A 22,224-nucleotide genomic window follows, 5' to 3' on the forward strand; every position below is an offset into this window, starting at 1 on the left:
AGCGAAACCGGACAAGCGGAGCTGTCTTAATTTGTAGCAGCCTCAACTGGCGCTGCGCGCAGCCTCGGCCAGTTCGCGTCCCCGGTCACGCGCGCGGCGTAGCGCTTCCTCGAGCAGCGCCCCCAGTGCGGCGTTTTCATCGAGCGCGGACAGCCCGGCCACCGTAGTTCCGCCAGGGCTGGACACCTTGCGGGCGAGATCGGCCGGACTGTCAAGAGAACTGGCGGCCAGCGCCGCTGCGCCCTCGACCATCGCGAGCGCCAGCCGGTCGGCCTGATAGCGCGGCAAACCGAGGTTTTCCGCGCCTTGTGCCAATGCATCGATCACGCGGTAGACGAAAGCCGGCCCCGATCCGACGAGCGCCGTCATCAGGTCCATCAGGCTTTCATCGGCAATCCATTCGACTTGCCCCAGCGGCGCGAGGAGCGTGTCAATCACGGACGCTTGCGCCGGGCTAACCGTTCCCGAAACCGCAATCGGCGACTTGCCGAGCGCCGCAGCAAGGTTCGGCATGACCCGCACAATCGCGCCAGCAGCGGGGAACGCCTTGCCCAGCGTAGGCAGATCAACTCCGGCAAGCACTGAAAGCACCGAGGTCTGCGGACCGATCAGCGCCGCAATCGCGGGAGCGGCCTCTGCCAGCTGCTGCGGCTTGATGCCGAGCAGCACCGCGCCGAACTGGCCGTCCGCCGGCAATTCGCGCAGCAAGGTAACGCCTTGGGGCACTTCGGGGCGCAGCGGATCGACCACGGTGACATCCGCCGGGTTCATACCGCCCGCCAGCCAGCCAGCCAGCATGGCGCCGCCCATATTGCCGCATCCGATGATCAAAAGGCTCATTGCACAGGTCCCGCCGCTGCTGCTGCGGCGGCGTTAGCCACGCTCCGCCCTTGCGGCAAGCGCTTCAGGCCTCTCCTGCCGCGTCGACCAGCGCGCTGGCGAGGGCATCGGCGGGGCTCTTGTCACCCCACAGGATGAACTGGAACGCCGGATAGAAGCGGTCGCACTCCTCAACCGCGGTCTCGATCGCGCTCTGGGCCTGCGCGACGCTCAGCAAGCCATCGTCGCCCAGCATCATGGCGTGGCGGTAAAGCAGGACCATGCCGTTCGACCAGACATCGAAATGGCCGAGCCAGAGCTGTTCGTTCACCAGCGCCAGCACCTCGTACATTTGTGCCTTCTTGTCATCGGGCACGCGAATGTCGGGCAGGCAGATCAATTGCAGAACGTGGTCTTCGCTGCGCCAGACCGCGCGCAACTGGTACGTTGCCCACGAACCCTGAATTTCCGTGGTCAATTCATCGTCGCCAACAAATTCATACTGCCAGCCGCGCGCTTCGCACAACGAAGCGAGCATCTCGACCGGGGCAGCGTCCTCGTCCTGATTCATCGAAACCTGGCCAGTCCTCACGAAATCATGTTCCTGTTCATGGCGGCTGGATGCGTTGCTGCGCGGTTAAGGACAATCCAGTGACCGCGATGGCCTGTGCATGACTTTACAAGCCTGTTCACACCATGTGGAAAAGCCCAGCGCCGGCGGCTGGAATTATAGCGGATCGACCACCTGCCCCGCCGGGCTTGTCCAAACGAAGGCATCGATCTTCTGCTTCTTCAGCTTCGCCAGCAGGGCCTTTGCCGCGCTTTCGGTCTCAAACGGGCCGGTCAACAGGCGGTTGGTCTTGCCCCAGTCGGTGATCGAGGCCGATTTGCCGCGAAGCAGTTCGGGAACGTCCTTGACCAGCGATTTCCAGTCAGACTGCATCGGCCCCTTGCCCCGCCCGACGCCGACCTGAATCCAGATGCGGCTGGGGTGCGAAGGCTTGGTGATCTTGGTTTCGATCTTGGGCTTGGCCGCTGCGATCTTGCGGATATCCACCGCGCCCGAGGCAGGCACCGCTGCCGCTGTTGGCGCGCCAAGATCGCCGAAGGCATCGAAGAACCTCGGCTTCGGCGGCGCGGCGGCGATTGTCGGCGCGGGCGTGGGCTTGGGTGTAGCTGCAATCGTTGCGGCCTGCACGGTTGCCGGAGTGGGCGAAACTGCGGGGATCAGCGCGGGCCCAGTCGCGGGCGGAGTTACCTGCGCGGCCGGGAGCGCCTGCGGCTTGGCTGGCGGCGGTGTCACGAGGGCAACTTGCCGCGCTGGCGGGGTTTCAAACTGCGTCACGACCGGCGGCTTGACCTGAAGCGGAGCGACAGTTTCTTCCCGTGCCGGCTTGAAATCAGGCAGCGCCGCGCGTTGCGGCACCGGCACGGCGCTGGCTGTGCGTGCCACGGCGAGCTGCGTTGATTTCTTGGCTTTCTCGTCCCGGCCCTTTTCGGTGCCCATTTCCGGCTTGCCGAGCGGCTTGCCGGCGGGGACCAGCGTGGCCTCAGCCGTGGCAACGTGCACCGGCGGGGAATAGCGCAGGACCCGCGGATCATCCCGGCCAATGTCGGCTGCACGCGGGAAATGGCCGAAGGTCGCCGCTGCCGCCTGCTGCGCCTTGGTCAGGCGCGGCATGTAACGCAGGTAGGGCGAAATCCCCACGGCAAGGTCCTGCGGCATCGACTGGTAAGCGATAGTCACCGCCTCGTCCGGCTTGCCAAGGATGGCGAGCGCGAACGCCCGGGTGCGATAGGCCGGCTTGTCCGCCTTTTGCAGCAGCGGCATAAGAACCTCTTCCATGCCGGTGCGATTGCCGGCGATGGCGAGGCTGAGCGCCAGCCGCCGCTTCACTTCGTCACTGGGCGAGGCCGCCAGCGCCAGCCGGTAATATTTTTGCGCGGTGGCATTATCGCCAACCAGATCATAGGCCAGCCCGCGATCGGCGTTGAGCCGGGGGTCCATGCCGCCCGCGCCTTCAGCCTCGGTAAACAGGGGAATCGCGTCATAGGGATTGCCGTTCTGCACCAGCGCCGCGGCAAGTCCGGCGCGGACGCGCGGACTGTTCGGCTGGATCGAATCGGCGTTGGCAAAAAAGCCGACGGCGGCGTCAACATCGCCCATGGCGAGCGCCGCATTGCCGGCATCGATCAGCGCGACCACGTCTTTCGGATTACGCCCCAGCCGGGAAAGCGCGGAATTGAGCGCCTGCGATTCCGGCCCCGGAAGAGCCTGAACAACCGCACGCGACGTGGATTGGGCGAGTGCCGGAAGCGGCGCAGCGGCAAGGCCAGCGAGAGCCAGCGCAAATATTCCGCCGAACTTCATCGCCCTGAACTTCGATAATTGCGACACGTCCACTCCACCCACGCGCGACCCCGATCCCATTGCGGCGTGACACAGCAACGCCGCTGCCACAATGGCGCAATGATGCTGAACGGCGCACGAACGGGGCGGCACGGCGCGACCTGCTCGCCGGGGGCCTTGTTACTGGTTGTTCTGGCGTCCGAGGAAGCGCGGAATCGAGATCGAAGGCGTGTCGGCCTCGTCCTTGGCATCGTCCTCTTCCGCTTCGTCCGACGAGCTGCCGCCGCGCGACAGGTTCGCCATACGCTCGAACAAGGTGCTGCCCGCGCTGCTTGACGACAGGCGCGGTGCCTTTTCGTCGACTTCACTGCTGGAGGACACCAGCGGACGCTTGCGCATCAGCGGCGAGCCTTCATCTTCCTCGACCAGGCGGCTGGCGCTGCCGAGCAGATCGTCGTCGCCGGCAGACGGCGCGGACGCTTCCGCCGGTTCATCCGCAGCTTCGGCGGAGGTCCAGCCAGCATCTTCGGGTGCCGCATCAGCAGCTTCAGCTTCGTCGGATTCGGCAAATTCGCTGAGTTCGAACGCGTCTTCGTCAGCCGCCGCTTCCGGTTCGGGTGCCGGTACGTAAGGTTCAGGTACTGCAGGGGCAGCCGCGACTGGAGCCGCTTCGTCCATGCCAGCCGAAGGAAGCACCGGCCCGCGCGAAGCGCTGAGGCTGAAAGGCTTGGCCGCTTCGGTCGCCATTTCGGCGGTCTGTTCGATGCCGGTGGCAACGACCGAGACGCGGATCTTGCCCTGCAGGTCCGGGTTGAACGCCGAACCCCAGATGATGTTGGCATTGGGATCGACCAGTTCGCGAATGTGGTTCGCGGCTTCATCGACTTCGAGCAGCTTCATGTCGTCGCCGCCGATGATCGAAATGATCACGCCCTTTGCGCCCTGCATCGACACGCCGTCGAGCAGCGGGTTCGAGATGGCGCGTTCGGCCGCCTCGAGCGCACGGTTTTCGCCCGCGCCCTCGCCCGTGCCCATCATCGCCTTGCCCATTTCGCCCATGACCGAGCGGACGTCGGCGAAATCGAGGTTGATCAGGCCCGGCATGACCATGAGATCGGTGATCGACCGCACGCCCTGCTGCAGCACTTCATCGGCCAGGCTGAACGCCTCCTTGAAGGTCGTTTCGGCCTTGGCGACGAGAAACAGGTTCTGGTTCGGGATGACGATGAGCGTATCGACATGCTTCTGCAGTTCCTCGATCCCGGCTTCCGCGGCGCGCATGCGGCGGGTGCCTTCAAACAGGAACGGCTTGGTCACGACGCCGACAGTCAGCACGCCCTTGTCACGCGCTGCCTTGGCGATCACGGGAGCCGCACCGGTGCCGGTGCCGCCGCCCATGCCGGCTGCGATGAAGCACATGTGGACGCCATCAAGCGAACGCTCGATCTCGTTCAGGGTTTCCTCTGCCGCAGCCTTGCCCACTTCGGGGCGCGAACCGGCACCCAGGCCCTGGGTGATGTCCGGGCCAAGCTGGATGCGCTGTTCGGCAACCGACGTGTTCAGCGCCTGGGCATCGGTATTAGCGATGACGAAATCAACGCCTTCGATTTCCGCCCGGATCATGTTGGCGATCGCGTTCCCGCCAGCACCACCAACGCCGATCACGACGATGCGCGGGCGCAGTTCTTCCACTGCCGGTGGACCGATGTTGATGCTCATCTCGCTCTCCAAATAGACCCATGCCGCGGGTACGGGTGCGCACTTCTAATATTGACACGCTTCGACTCGGTTCCCCAAGCCGTTTTCAGACGTTGTCCACAGGCCAAGCCTAAGGGATTCAACCTAGAAATATTCACGGATGGCCCTCCACACCCGTACGGCCAGCCCCATACCCGCATAGGTATGGGTTTGCTGGTAGTTTGGCCCGATCGCCCGGATGTCTACCGGATCGGCTGCCGCATAGAGGATCAGCCCGGCCAAAGCCGCAAAACCCGGCTTGGCGTGAGCATCGGCAAGGCCCCGGATTTCGGGCGCCTTGGCCACCCGAACCGGCTTGCCGAGCGCGGACTGCGCAAAATCAGCAAGGCCGGTCAGTTCCGCACCGCCGCCGGTAAAGACCACGAGCTGGCCCTTTGTTCCTGTGAATCCAAGCGCTTTGAGCGCCTTGTTCACTTCTTCCATCAAGCGGCCGAGCTGCTGGGTGATCACCGCCACCAGTTCGGCACGGGGAATGCGGTTCGCCTCGTCGGCATGGCGGGCAACCGGGCCGGCGTTCTCTTCGCCCGGCGCGTTGATCGCGATCATCTCGCGGTGATCGGCGGGACTGGCGATGGCTGAACCGTTGACGCACTTCAGCCGCTCGGCCTGGAAACGGCGAATGCCGAAGGCCGAGGCGATGGCATCGGTGACATCACCTGACCCCATCGGGATCGAGGCGAGGCCGAGCAGCATGCCCCCGGCATGGACTGAGACGGTGGTCACTTCCGCGCCCATCTCAACCAGTGCCACGCCCAGATCGCGCTCTTCGGCCGAGAGACAGGCATGGCCGGCGGCGATCGGTGAGGCGACGACGGCTTCGACATCGATGTGCGCGTTCTGCACGGCTTCGGTAATGTTGCGGATCGGCGCGCCGTCCGCCAGCATGACGTGGATGTCGACGCCCAGCCGCTCAGCGTGGAGCCCCTTGGGATTGGCGACGCCATGCGCTCCGTCGAGCGTGTAATGCGCCGGCTGGGCATGGAGAACCATGCGACCGTCAGGCTGGATCACATCGCGCCCGGCGACCAGCAGGTGGTCGATGTCGTCCTGTTCGATCCGGCGGCCGCCGATGTCGATCTCGACCTGCGCGGTCTGGCTGGTGAGCCCTGCCCCCGAAGTGCCGATCCACACCGAATTGACCGTGACCCCGGCAATCTTTTCGGCGCGTTCCAGCGCATCGCGCACAGCGTAAGTGGCCGCGGTCATGTCGGTCACATAACCGCGCTTGACGCCCTGCGCCGCGCGGTGGGCGGAGCCGAGCACGACCATCTCGTTCGTCTCAGTGATCCCCGCGATCATCGCGGAAATGCGGAAGGAGCCGATGTTCACCGCGCCGAACAGGCGCGCAATCCGGGGCTGAGCCACTATTGCTGCTCCTTCTTCTTCTCACCGGGCTTGGCCTTGTCGGTCTTGGCGCTGGCGACCTTGGTGTCTTTCGTATCCTTGGCGTCCTTCGTCTCGGCAGAAGCTGACTTTTCCGCTGCCTTTGCCGCCGTAGCCTTGGCCGTGGCCGTCGCAGCGTCAGCGGCCCGCTCAGGCACGCGGAAATAGATGCGGCCGGCAGTGCGCATGTCAAACACGGCGACCCTGCCGCCGAGCAGGCGATTCACCCCGTCCAGCCGCGCAAAGGTCATCAATGAATTGGCGGCATCCTTCTCCCCTTCGGGCAGGGCGAGGATCTGGCCAGTCTTGAACGCGACGTTCCAGCGGCGGTTGCCCACCCATTCGGCCTCGGTAACCTGCGGCTTGAGCGCGGGGGCTGCGCCAAGCAATTTGGTCAGCGCCTCGACCTGCTTGCTGGCGCCGGGACCAAAGACAATCAGCTTGCCCTTGGCGCGTTCGGGCGAAACCGGTTCGAGTTCGTGGCCGGTGGCATCGATCAGCACCAGCTTGTCAGGCTTGCGCAGCACGGCATGCGGCTTGCGCTCCACCACGTCGATGACCAGCCGGTCAGGCAACTGGCGCGAGACGCGGGCATCCTCGATCCAGTTGAGCTGGACCAGTTCGCTGCGAATCTGGTCGACATCGACTTCGGGCATCGGCCGCCCCATCGCAGTATCGACGCGTTCGTAAATCTTGAGCTCGTTGAGGTGCTTGACCCCGCGCACTTCGACCTTGTTGACCGAAAAGCCGACATCGCCCGCCGCCATGGCGAATTGCCGACCGATCAACTCGGGCACGCCCGCCAACCGCGCGATCACGACGACGGCGATGGCTGCCACCGCGAGGATGAACAGCAGGAACAGGCGCTGCAGCACCTCCTCGCTGACCGGCAGCCAGTTCATGAAACTGTCGAGCGCCGAGCCGGTTTTCGCCTTGGCATTACGCATTGAACGCGCCTTCGACTGCTGCGCGGCGACCTTGCGGACGTTGCTTCCCTTGCGACGGATGGTCTGGCTCATTTTGCCTCCCCGGCCCTGTTGCCCTGGGCCTTGTCGCGGATTGCCTCGGCAACGATTTCCTCGACAAGGTCTTCATAGCTCATGCCGCAGTGCTTCGCCTGTTCGGGCACAAGGCTGAGCGGCGTCATTCCGGGCTGGGTGTTGACCTCGAGCAGGAACAGCCCTTCGACCCCGCGCTGGTCATCCCAGCGGAAGTCGCTGCGACTGGCACCCTTGCAACCCAGTAACTTGTGGGCGCGCAGAGCGATGTCCTTGCAGGCTTCGGCAATGTCGTCAGGGATTTCGGCGGGGCAGACGTGCTCGGTCATGCCGTCGGTGTACTTCGCGTCGAAATCGTAGAAGCCGGACTTGGGCTTGAGTTCGGTGACCATCAGCGCCTTGTTACCGATGACGGCGGTGGTCAGTTCAAGCCCGCGAATGAACGGTTCGGCAAGCAGGCGGTCAAAGAGCTGCCACGGACCCTTGGCATCGCGGCTGATCGGCTGGCCGTAATTGCCTTCATCCGTGACGATCGCGACGCCGACCGAGGAGCCCTCGTTGACCGGCTTCAGCACATAGGGTCGCTTCAGCGGATCGCGTTCGTAAAGTTCATCGCAGTCGACAATGCGCCCGCCGGGCATCGGGATGCCATGCGGGACCAGCGCCGACTTGGTCAGTTCCTTGTCGATGGCGATCACCGAAGTGGCGAGGCCCGAATGGGTGTAAGTCAGGCCCATCAGGTCCATCATGCCCTGCACCGTGCCGTCTTCGCCAGGTGTGCCATGGAGCGCGTTGAACACGACGTCGGGCTTGGTTTCCGACAAGCGCAGCGCGACATCGCGGTCCATGTCAATCCGCGTGACCTGATGCCCGCGCGATTCCAGCGCCTTGGCAACGCCCTCGCCAGACATGAGCGACACCGGCCGTTCGCTGGACCAACCGCCCATCAGGACCGCGATGTGGAGTTTCGGCAAAGTCACTTTCGTCCGACCCTTTGTATTTCCCATTCGAGCTCTAAGCCCGAGTTGTCTTTCACGCGCCGGCGCACTTCCTCGCCCAGTGCTTCGATATCGGCGCTGGTGGCGTCGCCGGTGTTGATCAGGAAGTTGGTGTGCTTCTCACTCACCTGCGCGCCGCCGATCTGGAGGCCGCGGCAGCCGGCCTTGTCGACCAGTTCCCAGGCCTTCTGGCCGCCAGATACTTCAGGGGCCGGGTTCTTGAAGGTGGAGCCGCCGGTCTTCGAGCGCAGCGGCTGGCTGGCCTCACGACTGGCGGAGATGCGGTCCATTTCCGCCTGAATTGCGGCGGGTTCGCCCGAACGGCCCTTGAACCGCGCGGCGACGACGATGGCGCCCTCGGGCAGTGCGGAATGGCGGTAGGTGTAATGCAGGTCAGCAACCGGCAGCGTGACCAGTTCGCCCGAGCGCAGCACGACGTCGCAATCGACGAGGATATCCTTGACCTCGCCGCCATAGGCACCACCGTTCATCCGCACGAAGCCGCCGACCGTGCCAGGGATCGAGCGGAGGAATTCGAGGCCGGCAATGCCGTTGTCGCGCGCGGTCGAGGAAACGAGAATACCGCTCGCCCCGCCGCCGCAATCGAGCGTCAGGTCGGCGCTCGCGGTGACCTTGGCAAAGGCCTTGCCCAGCCGCACGACCACGCCGGGAACGCCGCCATCGCGGACGATCATGTTCGAGCCTAGGCCCAGCGCCATAACCGGCATTGCGGGATCAAGGTCGCCAAGGAACTGCTGCAGATCAGCGAGATCCTTCGGCTCAAACAGCCACTGCGCCGTGCCGCCCGACTTGAACCAAACCAGTGGCGCGAGCGGAGCGTTTTCGGTGAGCTTGCCGGCGACGCGCGGGAGGGTATCGGCCATCATGCCCCCCTCTTAAGCTTGATCGCGTCGGCCAGACCGGCGGCCCATTTGGTGATGTCGCCCGCGCCGAGGCACACGACCATATCACCGGGCTGCGCCGAATTGGCGAGCGCTTCGGCAAGCTCGTCCGCCCCGGCAACGGTGAAGACCGCCCGGTGGCCGCGCGCCTTTACGCCTTCGACCAGCGCCTGCGAATCCACGCCCTCGATCGAATGTTCGCCTGCGGCATAGACCGGCGCGGCATAGACAATATCGGCATCGTTGAAGGCCGACTGGAAGTCTTCCATGTGGTCGCGCAGGCGGGTGAAGCGGTGCGGCTGAACCACGGCGATGACCCGGCCCGACCCGACACCTTCGCGCGCGGCAGAGAGCACGGCGCGGATTTCGACCGGGTGGTGGCCGTAATCGTCGATCACCGTCGTTCCATCTACTTCGCCGACCTTGGTGAAGCGGCGCTTCACGCCGTGGAACTTGTGGAAGCCAGTCTGGATGACTTCGTCGCTGCAGCCCATTTCCGCCGCGACGGCTACTGCGGCGAGCGCGTTCTGCACGTTGTGGCGGCCCGGCATCGGCAGTTCGATCCCCTCGATCCGGCGCTGCGAGCCATCGCGTTCGCGCACGACCACATCGAAACTGTTGCCGCCGGGATATGGCGTGACGTTCTCACCGCGCACGTCAGCCTGGGCCGAGAAGCCGTAAGTCACCACGCGGCGGTCGCGCACCTTGGGGATCACGGCCTGGACTTCGGGGTGATCGATGCACAGCACCGCGCAGCCATAGAACGGCACGTTCTCGATGAATTCGACGAAGGCGTCCTTGACCGCATCGAACGAGCCATAATGATCGAGGTGTTCGGGATCGATGTTGGTGACAACCGCGATCGTGCCGTCGAGCCGCAGGAAAGACCCGTCGCTCTCATCCGCTTCGACCACCATCCAGTCGCTCGCGCCAAGGCGGGCGTTCGAGCCGTAGCTATTGATGATGCCGCCGTTGATCACCGTGGGATCGACCCCGCCGGCATCGAGCAATGCCGCGACCATCGAAGTCGTCGTGGTCTTGCCATGCGTGCCAGCCACGGCCACGGTGTTCTTCAGCCGCATCAGTTCAGCGAGCATCTCCGCACGGCGCACGACCGGGACGCGGTGTTCGAGCGCGTAGACCACTTCGGGATTGTCGCGCTTCACCGCGGTCGAGGTGACGACCACGGCGGCATCGACGGCGTTCTCGGTCGCATGGCCGATGAACACCTTGATCCCGCGCTTGCGCAGGCCCTCGACGACATAGCCCTCGGCAATGTCGCTACCCTGCACCGTGTAGCCAAGGTTGTTCATCACCTCGGCAATGCCCGACATGCCGATGCCGCCGATGCCGACGAAATGGATCGTGCCGATATCCGTGCCGACACCCTTCATTCCGGCGTCTCCATGGCCAGTGCTTCCTTGCCCTGATGCGCGTGTGCGCTGCCGCCGACACGGATGACATCCATCATGGGAGCGCCGCCAAAGCTCTCCACCAGATCGGCAAGATCGCTCACCGCAGCGGGATAGCCGCAGTTCCACGCGGCGTGGGCGGCATTGGCGAGGCTGCCCGGGTTCTGCGCCATGGCCTGAAGCTGCTTGGCGAGTTCCACCGCGGTAAAGCGTTCCTGCCGGATCGCCCGCGCGCCGCCGGCCTCGACAATATCGCGGCAATTGGCGGCCTGATGGTCGTCGGTGGCGATGGGGAGCGGGATGAGGATCGCCGGGCGGCCCACCGCCGTCAGCTCGGACACGGTCGAGGCACCGGCACGGCCGATGAACAGATGCGCGTCGGCCAGGCGGCTCGCCATGTCTTCGAAATAGGTGCCGAGTTCGGCGGGAATATCATGCCCGGCATAGCGCGCACGAACTGCCTCGATATCTTCGGCGCGGCACTGCTGGGTGACCTGCAGGCGCTCACGCAGCGCCGGCTGGAGCATGGCGAGGCCATCGGGAACGACTTCGGACAGCACCCGCGCGCCCTGGCTGCCGCCGGTGACCAGCACGCGCAGCAGGCCGTCTTCGGTGAAAACCGGATAGGGCTTTTCGCGCAAGGCAAGCACATCGGCGCGGACCGGGTTGCCGACGAGATGGACCTTTTCCTCATGTTTTGGGGCCAGCCGGTCAATGTGATTATAGGCGGTGGCAATTGCATTGACCTTGCCGGCAAGGAACCGGTTGACCCGGCCCAGCACGGCGTTCTGCTCGTGAATGACCGTAGGGATGCCCGCCGATTGCGCCGCCAGCAGCGCCGGGAACGCGGGGTAGCCGCCGAAGCCGACGACGCAGCTCGGCTCGAAGCTTTCGAACAGGCGCAGCGCCATGCGCCGGCCTTCCATGATGGCGCGCACACCCTTGATCCACGACAGCGGGTTCTTGCCCTGCAAGCGGCCGGCGGGCAGCACGTGTGCGGTCAGGCCGGCGGGTTTGCCGGGGATCTGCGCGCCCCGCGCGTCAGTGATCAGCGCCACGTGGTGCCCACGGCGCTCAAGCTCTTCGGCAAGCACGAAGGCGGGGATCAGGTGTCCGCCCGTGCCGCCTGCGGCCAGCACGAAATGGCGGCTGACGGCGGTCATCGCTGAGTCTCCGGAGGAAATAGGTTGAACGGTTCGCGCCGCAGGAACGGATTGCGGCGGGTGATCGCCAGCAGCAGCCCAATGCCGAAGCACAGCGCCAGTGTAGAAGAACCACCGTACGAAATCAGCGGCAGAGTCATGCCCTTTGACGGAAACAGGCCAAGATTGACGAGGATGTTGATGAATGCCTGTCCGCCGATCTGCACCGCCAGCCCGGCCCCGGCGAGCACGGTGAACAGGTCCTCCTCGTCAATCAGGCGCAGCAGCACGCGCACGATCAGCGCGAGATAAACGATCACGATCATCAGGCAGAAGAGCAGACCGAACTCCTCGCCAATGACCGAGAAAATGTAATCGGTATGCGCCTCGGGCAACGACAGCTTGCGCATGCCCAGCCACAGGCCGCTGCCGGTCCAGCCGCCGGCGGTAATGGTCTTGTGGGCAAGGTCGACCTGGTCATAAGCCGTACCGCCGCCAAGGAAATTGTCGATGCGGTGGCGGGCGTTGTCATAAAGGAAATAGGTGGCGATCACTGCCGTCAGACCGCCGCCGATCAGGATGGAAATCTTCTTCATGTCCATGCCCGAAAGCATGACCAGCACGAACCACACGCCAACGAACAGCACCGTCGAGCCAAAGTCTGGTTCGGCCATCAGCAGCGCCGAAACCACGATCATCAGGCCAGCGGTGATCGGGATCACCGGGATCTTGGTATCGCGTATCTTCCAGCTGAGGATCCATGCCATCAGGATGGCATAGGCTGGCTTGAGGAATTCGGACGGCTGCAACGATCCCACGCCCAGATTGACCCAGCGCCGCGCACCCTTGACCGAGTGGCCGATGCCTGGAAGCAGCACCAGCACCAGCCCGACCAGCATGGCCGCGCCCAGCACGATGCCCACGCGCCGCGCCCATTCCTTCGACATGAAAGAAGCGCCGAGCATCACCAGGATGCCGGCGAACTGGACACGCAGTTGCAGCCAGAAGAAGTGGAGGTCATCGAGCTTGATGGCAGCGGTGGAAAGCTTGCGCGCGCTGGCCGGAGAGGCCGCCGCAACCGCTGCCGCGCCCATCGCCATCAGTGCGAGCACCAGCACCAGCGCCACCCGGTCAATCTCGCGCCACCAGACGGCGATTTCCTGCACCTTGCTGCGCCGACGATTGCCGGCACCGGGCGTGATGCCCGAGCGGGGGACGAAAGGCGGGTTGCTCGCCATCAGCAGGACCCGCCTTCGATCAAGGCGTCAACGATCTGACGGAAGGTGTCGCCGCGCGCTTCGTAATCGCGGAACTGGTCGAAGCTGGCACAGGCAGGCGAAAGCAGGACGACATCGCCGGGCTTTGCCTCTTCCATCGCCTGCCGGATCGCTTCGCACATCATCTCGCTGCGGCGGACGGGCATATATGGTTCGAGCAACTGGGCGAACTTCGGTCCGGCCTCGCCAATGGTATAGGCTGCCGCGACATTGCCGAAGAACGGCGCGCATTCGTCAAGGTCGTCGCCCTTGGGCAGGCCGCCGAGGATCCAATGGACACGGCGATCGGGTTTCGGAGGGAAGGCCGCGAGCGCCGGGGCCGTGCTGGCCGGGTTCGTTGCCTTGCTGTCGTTGATATAGAGAACACCGCGCGCCTCGGCGACGCGCTCCATCCGGTGCGGCAAGCCCTTAAAAGTCGCCATGGCGGGGCGCCACTGACCCTCGGTCAGGCCGAGCGCCTCGACGACCTCCACCGCGACCGCCGCATTCTGCAGGTTGTGCGGACCTTGCAGCGTCGGCCAGTCCGGCTGCATCGCGGCGACGCGCGAGCCATCGGCGTAGTGAACGAGGCCCGGCGCACGGCGCGCCTGTTCGCGGCTGGCGATCGCCAACGTCTCGGGATCACCGGTACCGAACACCGCGTGCTGCTCTGCTCGCTGCATTTCGGAAAGCCGCGCTTTCGAGGCGGTGTAGCCGGTGAAGCCATCATAGCGATCGAGATGATCGGGCGTGATGTTGAGCAGCGCAGTCACCTCGCAAGCGAGGCTGTAAGTCAGGTCGATCTGGTAACTAGACAGTTCGAGCACATAGACTCCACCCGCCGGCAACGGTTCCTGCGCGAGGATGGGAAGTCCGATGTTGCCGCCCATCCGCACCGGCAGTGCCGCGCTCTTGAGCAGGTGGTGGACCAGCGCGGTCGTGGTCGACTTGCCGTTGGTCCCGGTGATGCCGATTACGCGGTGCGCGGGCAGGTCTTCGCGTGCCAGCGCGAACAGTTCAATGTCGCCGATCACCGGCACGCCGACGGCTGCCGCTTCGCTGGCAATCGGATGGGTGTTGAGCGGCACGCCGGGGGAAACCACGATGCCGTCGAACCCGGCAAGGTCCGCGCCGACCGGATCGGCCAGCTCCAACTTGTCGCCGAATTCAGCCATGACCTGCTGGCGCGGCTCGTCTCGGTTGTCCCAGGCCATGACATAAGCCCCGCTCTTCACCAGCGTGCGCACCGCGGCCAGCCCCGAACGGGCAAGGCCGAGGACCGCGTAACGCTTTCCGGCAAAGGCGGAGGAGGTGATCATCGGCGCGGCGTTACCGCAGCTTCAGCGTGGACAGGCCGATCAACGCCAGGATGATCGAGACGATCCAGAAACGGATGACGACGGTCTCTTCCTTCCAGCCCTTCTGTTCGAAGTGGTGGTGGATCGGCGCCATCTTGAACACGCGGCGCCCGGTTCGCTTGAACCAGAACACCTGGATGATCACCGACAGCGCCTCCATCACAAAGAGTCCGCCGACAATGGCGAGGACGATTTCGTGATGCGCCGCAACCGCGATAGCCCCGAGCGCTCCGCCCAGCGCGAGGCTGCCGGTATCGCCCATGAAAACGGCGGCAGGCGGCGCGTTGAACCACAGGAAAGCAAGCCCTGCCCCCATGATCCCGGCGCACAGGATCGCCAGTTCGCCGGCGCGCGGCACGTGCGGGATGCCGAGGTAGCTGGCATAGTCGATACGGCCGGCTAAATAGGCGATGATCGCGAAGGTTCCCGCCGCGATGATCACCGGCATTGTCGCCAGCCCGTCAAGCCCGTCGGTCAGGTTCACGGCATTGCCCGCGCCAACCATGACGACGGCGGCGAAAACATAATAAAACGGCCCCAGCGGGATCGAGCGGCCCGAAAGAAACGGGATATAGAGGTTCGTGTCGATCTGGCTGACGATGATGTAGCTGGCGATACCGGCAACGAGGAATTCCAGCCCCAGCCGCAACTTGCTGGAAAGCCCGGCTGTCGAGCGCTTCTTCACCTTGTCGTAATCGTCCATGAATCCGATGATGCCAAAGCCGATGGTTACGGCAAGGCAGGCCCACAGGAACGGGTTGCTGAGGTCCATCCACAGCAGCATCGAAATGACCAGCGAGACGAGGATCATCAGCCCGCCCATCGTCGGCGTGCCGCGCTTGGCAAGGTGCGTCTGCGGGCCGTCGGTGCGGATCGGCTGGCCTTTACCCTGGCGCAGGCGCAGCATGTTGATGAAGCGCGGTCCGATGATCAGGCCGATGACAAGCGCGGTCATCAGCGCGGCGCCCGCGCGGAACGACTGGTAGCGGATGAGGTTCACGATACCCGGGAAATGCAGCCATTCGGCAATGATGTAGAGCATTTCTCGGCGATCCTATTCCTTCCCTTCGACGAGCGCAGCCACAACAGCCCCTAGCCCAACCGAATTCGACCCCTTCACAAGCACGGCATCGCCCTGCTCCAACCCGAACTGCGCGAGCACTTCCAATGCTTCGGCAGGTGTCCGGCAATGGGCGAAGGGCGCGGCAAAGCCAAGGTCGGAACCCGCCGATTTCCCCAGTTCGTCGGCCAAAGCCGCCATCTCGTCGCCGATAAGGACAAGGTAATCGACCTTGGCGGCGGCAATCGGTTCGATCAGCGCGGCATGAAACTTCGGTGCGAAGTCCCCCAGCTCCTTCATCGCGCCGAGCACGGCGATGCGGCGCGTAGCCTTGGTCGCACCCAATTGCGCCAATGTGGCCCGCATCGAGGCGGGGTTGGCGTTGTAGCTTTCGTCGATTAGCAGTGCGGTGCCGCCGGCTGCATTGATCGTATGACGCGCGCCCCGGCCCTTGAGGCCTTCCATCTCGGCAAGCGCCAGTCCCGCTGCGCCAAGGTCACCCCCGGCGGCACGGACGGCGGCGATCACGCCGAGCGAATTGGCCACCCAGTGATCGCCGGGCGCAGCCACCGTGTAGCACAGCCGGCGATCACCAAGATCAGCCGTCACCAGCGAACCACCGCCGGGTGCCTGAACCGCATCGAGCAGGCGGACATTGGCGTGAGCCGCCGTGCCGAACGAGACGACCTTCGCGCCCTGCTTTTCCGCCGCGGCACGCAGCCGCCAGTAATGTGGGCTGTCGGCCGGGATCACCGCCGTGCCGCCGGGTTCCAGCCCGAGGAAAATCTCCGCCTTGGCATCGGCAATCGCTTCTTCGCTGCCGAGGTTTTCGATGTGCGCCGGGGCAATCGTGGTGATCACGGCGACATGCGGGCAAACCTGCGTGGCAAGGCTGGCGATTTCACCCGCGTGGTTCATGCCCATTTCGAACACGCCGAACTTCGCGCGCTCGGGCATCCGGGCAAGGCTCAGCGGCACGCCGACATGGTTGTTGTAGCTCTTGACCGAGCGGTGCGCCTGCCCGTTCGATCCGCGATCAAGCGCGGCAAAGATGGCTTCCTTGACGCCCGTCTTGCCGACTGAACCGGTCACACCCACGATCCGTGCATGGCTGCGTGTCCGAGCCGCCTTGGCGAGCTGCTGGAGCGCTGTGAAGGTGTCCTTGACGAGGATGTGAGGGCCGCGAATGGGGCGGTCGACAATGGCCGCCGCCGCGCCCCGTTCAAACGCCGTCTCTACAAAGCTGTGGCCGTCCATCGCCTCGCCCTTGAGCGCGAAGAACAGGTCGCCCGGCAGCACGTCACGGCTGTCGATCTCGACGCCAGAGACCTGAAAATGCGCGTTTGCCGTGCCGGATGTGGCGCGGACGATGGCTTCGGATGTCCACAGCGCAAGGCCGGCATCATCGATCGCTTCAATCGGCCAGTCGATAAGGGCGGCGATGTTCATTGGCCGGCAGCCTCCCGTGCTACGGTGACGTCGTCGAATGGCAGGACGCGGCATTCGGCGCCGCGCCCGATGATCTGGCCTTGTTCGTGCCCCTTGCCGGCGATGAGCACGATGTCATCCTTGCCAGCCTCGGCAACGGCGGCGGTGATGGCGGCGCGGCGGTCGCCAGTCTCGCGCGCACTCGGCGCACCGGCGAGAATTTGGCGGCGAATCTCGGCGGGATCTTCGCCGCGCGGATTATCGTCGGTAACGATGGCAATATCCGCTTGTTCCGTGGTGACCCGGCCCATTTCCGGGCGCTTGCCGGCATCCCGGTCGCCGCCCGCGCCGAACACGACGATCAGGCGGCCAGCAACGTGCGGGCGCAGCGCGGCAATCGCAGCTTCGAGCGCGTCAGGTGTGTGGGCATAGTCGACATAGACCGGCGCGCCGGCGCGGTTGATGGCGGCGCGTTCAAGCCGGCCGCGCACCGGCTGAAGGCGGGAGAGAGCATCGAACACCCGGACTGGTTCCTCGCCAGTGGCAATCGCCAGACCCGCCGAAACCAAAGCATTTGCCGCCTGATAGGCCCCGATCAACGGCAGGTTGATCTTTCGCGCCGTGCCCTCGAATTCGATTTCCAGCACCTGGCCCAATTGGCCGGGCTGACGGGCGAGAAGGCGGATCTGGTCCCCCTTCTCGCCCACCGTGAACAGGCTCAAGCCCCGTACGAGAGCCTGTTCGCTGGCCCGGGCAGACCACTCGCCGTCATCCGCCCAGACAACTGCTGTGCCGCCATCCTCGACCACTTCGGAAAGCAGCCGCATCTTGGCCGCGAAGTAGTCTTCCATGTCCTTGTGGTAATCGAGGTGATCGCGACTGAGATTTGTGAAGGCCCCTGCTTTTACGCGCAGTCCCTCGTTGCGGAATTGCGACAGGCCGTGGCTCGATGCCTCGTAAGCGACGTGAGTCACACCTTCGCGCGCCAATCCAGTCATGTTGGCGAGGAAGGTGACGATGTCGGGCGTGGTCAGCCCGGTCGAGACGCTTTCATCGCTGGTGGTCACGCCCAGCGTGCCAATCGAGGCGGCGCGGTGGCCGCACATGCGCCAGATCTGGCGCGTCATTTCTACGCAAGAAGTCTTGCCGTTGGTTCCAGTGACTGCGACCACGGTTTCAGGCACCGGGGTGAAGAACCTCGCGGCAAGGCGAGCAAAGGCACGGCGGGGATTGGCATCGGCGATGTGCACCGCGCCGTCGACCCGCGCTTCGGGACGAGCGACAACGGCCACGGCCCCAGCCTGAACCGCCGCCGGGATGAAGTCCTCGCCATTGACTGCCGTGCCCTGAAACGCGCCGAACACGCAGCCTTGCGCGACTTTGCGGTTGTCGATGGCAAAGCCGGTAACGGGAAACTCGCCGCCCGAGGGCAGAGCGATCCCCGCGGCCTGGGCGATCGCTCCGAGTTTCATTCGCCGTCCCCGCTTGCCACCAGCGGTGCAAGGTCGGTGAGGTCGATATCGCGGCCATCATCGGGCATCACGCCCAGCAGCGGGCCGATGCGCGGGATCAGTTTGCCGATGACCGGCGCGGCGGTGTAACCTGCGGTGCGCTGGCCGGAAGTGGCTGCGGTCGCCTTGGGTTCGACCATCGTCGTCACCACGACATAGCGCGGCGCATCCATCGGGAAAGCGGCGGCGAAGGTCGAGACGACGCGGTCCTTGTGATAGCCAAATTCGTCAGCAATTTCAGCCGTGCCGGTCTTTCCGCCAACGCGGTAACCGGCGGCGTCGGCCTTGCGACCCGTGCCGATCGAGACGATCAGACGGAGCAACTGGCGCATCCGCGCGCTGGTCGAGGCCTTGAACACCCGGCGGCCCTGCGGTGCCTTGTCGGGCGCGATCTTCATCAGCGTGGCCGGCCGCCAGATGCCGCCGTTGACCATCGCCGCATAGGCTGAGGCGAGGTGCAGCGGAGTCAGCGAAATGCCATGGCCAAAGGCAACGCGGGTGGTGGTGATGTTCGACCATTCCCGCGGCAGCTGCGGATTGCGGCGCCCGGGCAGCTCAAGATAGGGCTTTTCGAAGAAACCCAATGACTTGAGATTGGCGCTGAGCGCCTGAGGACCAAGCGCCTCGCCGATCTGGGCCAGCACGATGTTCGACGAATGGATCAGCGCCTCGGGCACGGTAAGCGATGCGCCATAGCTCTTGTGATCATGCACCGGACGTCCTGCGATGACCATCTGCGAGCCCGCCGGCCAGCGCCGCGCAATGTCGGTGATCAGCCCGGCATCGATCGCCGCAGCCACAGTGAGCGGCTTGAACACGGAGCCGAGCTCGTAGTTCTGGCCGGTCATCACGTTGTGCATCAGGCCTTCGCCATTGGCGTCGAGCACCGATGGCCGGTTGGGATCGAACGAGGGACCCGAGGCAAAGGCCAGCACTTCGCCGGTCTCGACATCGAGCACGATGCCGCCGCCGCCCTTGGCATTGCTCGCGGCGATCTGCTTGGCCAGTTCGTCTTCCAGCGCGCCCTGAACGCGGGCATCGATCGACAGCGCCACCGGCTGGCCGCGCATCGCCGGGTCTTTCAACCGCGCATCAAGCACCTGCTCCATGCCGATCAGGCCATTGCCGTTGCGGTCGACATAGCCAAGCACGAAGGCGGCCATGGTGCCTTGCGGGTAAAAGCGTTCCTCTTCCTTGGGGAACTGCAGCGCCGCTTCGCCCAGCGCCTGAACCTTGTCCGCTTCCTCGGGGAGCACGCGGTGGCGGATATAGGCCGACTTGCCGGCTGACAGAACCGACACGAGGTTGTCGTAATTCTCGTCAGGGAAGATCTGCATCAGCTCGCGGGCCAGTTCCTGCGGGCTTTTGACCAGCGCCGGATCGCCGTCCATCGGGCGGGCATCGAACCACAGGGCAAAGGTAGGCAGAGCGCGGGCGAGCGGCACACCATTGCGGTCGGTAATCTCGGCGCGCGGCGGGCGCAGCGCCTCTGCCATTGAGAGCGCCGCCGGGGCATCGCCATCGACGCCCAGGTAGGCCAACCGCGCGGTCGAGGCGACGGCGAGCGCGCCAAAGCCGGCAGCGACCAGCAGCAAGCGCCACTTAGCAATGTGCAGCATGCGCTGGCGCACGTTGACGAGTTGCATCCGTCCCGAGCTTTTCTGGGTCGAGATGGCGACGGCGGTCATTCGCGGATCGTGTCGCGCTTCGAGGCGGAAACCTGCGACAGGCGCGCACCGAGGTTTCCGGCGGTGGTGGCAATGCGGCGCGGCTTTTCGGGCTTCGCCTCGGATGCCTCGGCGCGGCCGGACAGCGGATTGACCAGCGTGGGGAAGCTGCTTTCCTCTTCGCGCGCGGCGCTGGCGACCATGATCGGCGCGGGCGCATCGGCCGCGCGCGCCTTGCCAAGCGAGGCAAGCTGGCGCTCGCTTTCGAGGTACTGGCCCGGAGTCGGTGCCTTGAAGCCAAACTCGAAATCGTTGAGCGCGGTCAGCTTGCGCTGGCTGGCGCGGGTCTGGAATTCGGTCTTGAGCAGTTCCTTCTGCTGCTGCACCGAAACCAGTTTGCGCTCGATCAGACGGACCTCGCTTTTCACCGCATTGACCCGGAAGGTCAGCGCGACAAGCATGGCAAAACAGACCGTGAGTATCGCGGCCCAACCGATCTTCTGCAGACGTGAACGGGTGACGATCATGCGGCATTCCTTTCGGAACGAGGCAGATTTGGCCTCTCGGAATGGGGCAGGTTTGGCCGGGGCGGCGCGGCGGTGCGCGTGGCGCTGCGCAGCGTAGCGGACCGGGACCGGGGATTGCGGGCAACTTCGGCTTCACTTGGACGTACGGCCTTCGCGACATGTGCGAAGGTGGCTGCCGGGCCGGTTCCGACCTCTGGCAAGTAGCGCGAGCCCGAGGGCAAGGCTCCGCTGGCTTTGCGGAGAAACTGCTTCACAACGCGGTCTTCAAGGCTGTGGAAGCTGACCACGGCCAGCCGTCCGCCTTCGCCCAGCAGCGCTTCGGCTGCGGCAAGGCCGGCAGCGAGCTCGTCCAGCTCGGCGTTGACGTGGATGCGGATCGCCTGGAACGAGCGGGTCGCCGGATCCTTGGGCGCCGGCCCTTTGTTCGAATGAGGGCGGTAACCCAGCGCCTTGCGGATGACCTGTGCCAGTTGTCCGGTCGTTTCCAGCGGGCGAGCGGCGACGATGGCGCGGGCGACGCGGCGCGACTGGCGCTCCTCACCATGGGTGTAGAGCACGTCGGCAATGTCGCTTTCGTCCGCTTCGTTGAGGAAGTCGGCGGCGCTGGGGCCGTCCTGCGACATGCGCATGTCGAGCGGGCCATCAGACGAAAAGGCAAAGCCACGTTCCGCCTGGTCGAGCTGCATCGAGGACACGCCGATGTCCATCACCACGCCGTCAACGCGGCTGACGCCCGCTTCGGCCAGCGAGGCAATCATTTCCGAAAAGCGGCGCGGGTGGAGGACGAGGCGGGGTTCGTCACCCTGTGTTTCGGCCCAGAGCTGCCCGGCAGCAATCGCATCGGGATCGCGGTCAAAGGCATGGACCGTCGCGCCGGCATCGAGCAGGCGGCGGGTATAACCGCCAGCACCAAAGGTGGCGTCAACGATCAGCGATCCGGGCGCGGGGGCAAGCGCCTCGATCACTTCATCAAGCAGGACGGGTATATGCGGCGCGCCGGTCATTTCGCGCCCTTTCCGGCCTTGAACCGGCCCATGGCGGCGGCGCAATTGCGCTTGATGGTGGCGTGGTCGTCTCCGAGCGTCGGCACCAGATCGGGGCTGTAGATCAGGAAATGCCGCATAGAGCCCTGGAAATAGACCTTGTCGGTGATGCCTGCGTGTTCGAGCAGGTCGACCGGAAGGGCAAAGCGGCCGCTGTCATCGAAGGGGATCTTTTCAAAGCTGAACAGTTCGATCTCGCGGTCTTCGCGGTCGAATTCCTTGCCCAGTTCGATGGCGATAGCCTCTTCCTTGTCGATCCGTGCTTCCAGTTCGACCCGGTGGGAAAGGCCGAAACCCATGAGGCAGGGACGCGTGGGATGGGCCTGGAGGCAGACGATGCGCTGGCCATTCGAAGATTCGCGGACGAGGTGGCGGAATTCCGGCGGCAGCACGAAGCGATCGCCGCCTACCTTGGCGGTGATCTCCTTCCCACTGTACATGACCGGCCCGTCGCTCACTCGCCCCAGCCCCACTAAAACCGAACCCGTCAACGGGACAAAGCTTCCTCGCCCCAGCAACGCGCCCTCGCTGCTGGCTGACCCCCCTGCTTGAGGAATCGGCAAATGGATTCATCCCGACCGGACCCTATGCATATCGCGGAAGGACCGGGGT

The 22,224-nt window shown here is 64.9% G+C and carries 19 protein-coding genes; all 19 read right to left on the reverse strand.

The genetic code is table 11. The features are described from left to right. Positions 1 to 42: 42 nt before the first annotated feature. Complete coding sequence (proC, locus tag WG900_RS06250) at positions 43 to 840, reverse strand: pyrroline-5-carboxylate reductase (RefSeq protein WP_339965621.1); 798 nt, start codon at positions 838 to 840, stop codon at positions 43 to 45. A gap of 64 nt (positions 841 to 904) precedes the next feature. Beyond that, positions 905 to 1,390: a type III secretion system chaperone family protein gene (locus tag WG900_RS06255; RefSeq protein WP_339965985.1), complete on the reverse strand. Its 486-nt coding sequence runs from the start codon at positions 1,388 to 1,390 to the stop codon at positions 905 to 907. A 156-nt stretch (positions 1,391 to 1,546) separates the two neighbouring features. Then, complete coding sequence (locus WG900_RS06260) at positions 1,547 to 3,217, reverse strand: tetratricopeptide repeat protein (protein ID WP_339965623.1); 1,671 nt, start codon at positions 3,215 to 3,217, stop codon at positions 1,547 to 1,549. Positions 3,218 to 3,349: 132 nt separating this feature from the next. Beyond that, entirely contained in the window at positions 3,350 to 4,888 is a 1,539-nt protein-coding gene (gene ftsZ, locus WG900_RS06265; RefSeq protein WP_339965624.1) for a cell division protein FtsZ, read from the reverse strand. Positions 4,889 to 5,011: 123 nt separating this feature from the next. Further along, positions 5,012 to 6,292 (reverse strand): cell division protein FtsA, encoded by a 1,281-nt coding sequence (gene ftsA / locus WG900_RS06270; protein ID WP_339965625.1) that lies wholly within the window; start codon positions 6,290 to 6,292, stop codon positions 5,012 to 5,014. Continuing rightward, a complete protein-coding gene (locus WG900_RS06275) occupies positions 6,292 to 7,329 on the reverse strand; it encodes a cell division protein FtsQ/DivIB (protein ID WP_339965626.1) in 1,038 nt (345 codons plus the stop codon). Before WG900_RS06275 ends, ftsA begins: the two co-directional genes overlap by 1 nt. Beyond that, complete coding sequence (locus tag WG900_RS06280; RefSeq protein ID WP_339965627.1) at positions 7,326 to 8,288, reverse strand: D-alanine--D-alanine ligase; 963 nt, start codon at positions 8,286 to 8,288, stop codon at positions 7,326 to 7,328. Before WG900_RS06280 ends, WG900_RS06275 begins: the two co-directional genes overlap by 4 nt. After that, positions 8,285 to 9,190 (reverse strand): UDP-N-acetylmuramate dehydrogenase, encoded by a 906-nt coding sequence (gene murB / locus WG900_RS06285; protein ID WP_339965628.1) that lies wholly within the window; start codon positions 9,188 to 9,190, stop codon positions 8,285 to 8,287. Before murB ends, WG900_RS06280 begins: the two co-directional genes overlap by 4 nt. Further along, positions 9,190 to 10,602 (reverse strand): UDP-N-acetylmuramate--L-alanine ligase, encoded by a 1,413-nt coding sequence (gene murC / locus WG900_RS06290; protein WP_339965629.1) that lies wholly within the window; start codon positions 10,600 to 10,602, stop codon positions 9,190 to 9,192. The genes murB and murC overlap by 1 nt, the downstream gene beginning before the upstream one ends. Then, positions 10,599 to 11,783, reverse strand: coding sequence for an undecaprenyldiphospho-muramoylpentapeptide beta-N-acetylglucosaminyltransferase (gene murG, locus WG900_RS06295; protein WP_339965630.1), 1,185 nt, complete (start codon positions 11,781 to 11,783; stop codon positions 10,599 to 10,601). The genes murC and murG overlap by 4 nt, the downstream gene beginning before the upstream one ends. Beyond that, a complete protein-coding gene (locus WG900_RS06300; RefSeq protein ID WP_339965631.1) occupies positions 11,780 to 13,000 on the reverse strand; it encodes a peptidoglycan glycosyltransferase FtsW in 1,221 nt (406 codons plus the stop codon). Before WG900_RS06300 ends, murG begins: the two co-directional genes overlap by 4 nt. Then, on the reverse strand, positions 13,000 to 14,337 hold the full coding sequence (gene murD / locus WG900_RS06305) for a UDP-N-acetylmuramoyl-L-alanine--D-glutamate ligase (protein WP_339965633.1): 1,338 nt from the start codon (positions 14,335 to 14,337) through the stop codon (positions 13,000 to 13,002). Before murD ends, WG900_RS06300 begins: the two co-directional genes overlap by 1 nt. A 10-nt stretch (positions 14,338 to 14,347) precedes the next feature. Next, positions 14,348 to 15,418 (reverse strand): phospho-N-acetylmuramoyl-pentapeptide-transferase, encoded by a 1,071-nt coding sequence (gene mraY / locus WG900_RS06310; protein ID WP_339965635.1) that lies wholly within the window; start codon positions 15,416 to 15,418, stop codon positions 14,348 to 14,350. A gap of 12 nt (positions 15,419 to 15,430) precedes the next feature. Next, a complete protein-coding gene (locus WG900_RS06315; RefSeq protein WP_339965637.1) occupies positions 15,431 to 16,885 on the reverse strand; it encodes a UDP-N-acetylmuramoyl-tripeptide--D-alanyl-D-alanine ligase in 1,455 nt (484 codons plus the stop codon). Next, a complete protein-coding gene (locus tag WG900_RS06320; protein ID WP_339965639.1) occupies positions 16,882 to 18,336 on the reverse strand; it encodes a UDP-N-acetylmuramoyl-L-alanyl-D-glutamate--2,6-diaminopimelate ligase in 1,455 nt (484 codons plus the stop codon). Before WG900_RS06320 ends, WG900_RS06315 begins: the two co-directional genes overlap by 4 nt. Then, on the reverse strand, positions 18,333 to 20,063 hold the full coding sequence (locus WG900_RS06325) for a peptidoglycan D,D-transpeptidase FtsI family protein (protein ID WP_339965641.1): 1,731 nt from the start codon (positions 20,061 to 20,063) through the stop codon (positions 18,333 to 18,335). The genes WG900_RS06320 and WG900_RS06325 overlap by 4 nt, the downstream gene beginning before the upstream one ends. Beyond that, positions 20,060 to 20,569 (reverse strand): hypothetical protein, encoded by a 510-nt coding sequence (locus WG900_RS06330; RefSeq protein ID WP_339965643.1) that lies wholly within the window; start codon positions 20,567 to 20,569, stop codon positions 20,060 to 20,062. The genes WG900_RS06325 and WG900_RS06330 overlap by 4 nt, the downstream gene beginning before the upstream one ends. Beyond that, positions 20,566 to 21,573, reverse strand: a complete 1,008-nt coding sequence (gene rsmH, locus WG900_RS06335) for a 16S rRNA (cytosine(1402)-N(4))-methyltransferase RsmH (RefSeq protein ID WP_339965645.1) — start codon at positions 21,571 to 21,573, stop codon at positions 20,566 to 20,568. The genes WG900_RS06330 and rsmH overlap by 4 nt, the downstream gene beginning before the upstream one ends. Beyond that, complete coding sequence (locus WG900_RS06340) at positions 21,570 to 22,070, reverse strand: division/cell wall cluster transcriptional repressor MraZ (RefSeq protein ID WP_339965646.1); 501 nt, start codon at positions 22,068 to 22,070, stop codon at positions 21,570 to 21,572. The genes rsmH and WG900_RS06340 overlap by 4 nt, the downstream gene beginning before the upstream one ends. Positions 22,071 to 22,224 lie beyond the last annotated feature (154 nt).

It is taken from the genome of Novosphingobium aquae, from assembly GCF_037572715.1.
Taxonomy (GTDB): domain Bacteria; phylum Pseudomonadota; class Alphaproteobacteria; order Sphingomonadales; family Sphingomonadaceae; genus Novosphingobium; species Novosphingobium aquae.

Excerpts from the sequence above, each read along its gene's own strand:
- mraY (WP_339965635.1), bottom strand. The coding sequence starts at position 15,418 with ATGCTCTACATCATTGCCGAATGGCTGCATTTCCCGGGTATCGTGAAC.
- WG900_RS06325 (WP_339965641.1), bottom strand. The coding sequence starts at position 20,063 with ATGACCGCCGTCGCCATCTCGACCCAGAAAAGCTCGGGACGGATGCAA.
- murD (WP_339965633.1), bottom strand. The coding sequence starts at position 14,337 with ATGATCACCTCCTCCGCCTTTGCCGGAAAGCGTTACGCGGTCCTCGGC.
- ftsZ (WP_339965624.1), bottom strand. The coding sequence starts at position 4,888 with ATGAGCATCAACATCGGTCCACCGGCAGTGGAAGAACTGCGCCCGCGC.
- murC (WP_339965629.1), bottom strand. The coding sequence starts at position 10,602 with ATGAAGGGTGTCGGCACGGATATCGGCACGATCCATTTCGTCGGCATC.
- WG900_RS06320 (WP_339965639.1), bottom strand. The coding sequence starts at position 18,336 with ATGAAACTCGGAGCGATCGCCCAGGCCGCGGGGATCGCTCTGCCCTCG.
- murB (WP_339965628.1), bottom strand. The coding sequence starts at position 9,190 with ATGGCCGATACCCTCCCGCGCGTCGCCGGCAAGCTCACCGAAAACGCT.
- rsmH (WP_339965645.1), bottom strand. The coding sequence starts at position 21,573 with ATGACCGGCGCGCCGCATATACCCGTCCTGCTTGATGAAGTGATCGAG.
- WG900_RS06300 (WP_339965631.1), bottom strand. The coding sequence starts at position 13,000 with ATGGCGAGCAACCCGCCTTTCGTCCCCCGCTCGGGCATCACGCCCGGT.
- murG (WP_339965630.1), bottom strand. The coding sequence starts at position 11,783 with ATGACCGCCGTCAGCCGCCATTTCGTGCTGGCCGCAGGCGGCACGGGC.
- WG900_RS06330 (WP_339965643.1), bottom strand. The coding sequence starts at position 20,569 with ATGATCGTCACCCGTTCACGTCTGCAGAAGATCGGTTGGGCCGCGATA.
- WG900_RS06255 (WP_339965985.1), bottom strand. The coding sequence starts at position 1,390 with ATGAATCAGGACGAGGACGCTGCCCCGGTCGAGATGCTCGCTTCGTTG.
- WG900_RS06275 (WP_339965626.1), bottom strand. The coding sequence starts at position 7,329 with ATGAGCCAGACCATCCGTCGCAAGGGAAGCAACGTCCGCAAGGTCGCC.
- proC (WP_339965621.1), bottom strand. The coding sequence starts at position 840 with ATGAGCCTTTTGATCATCGGATGCGGCAATATGGGCGGCGCCATGCTG.
- WG900_RS06315 (WP_339965637.1), bottom strand. The coding sequence starts at position 16,885 with ATGAACATCGCCGCCCTTATCGACTGGCCGATTGAAGCGATCGATGAT.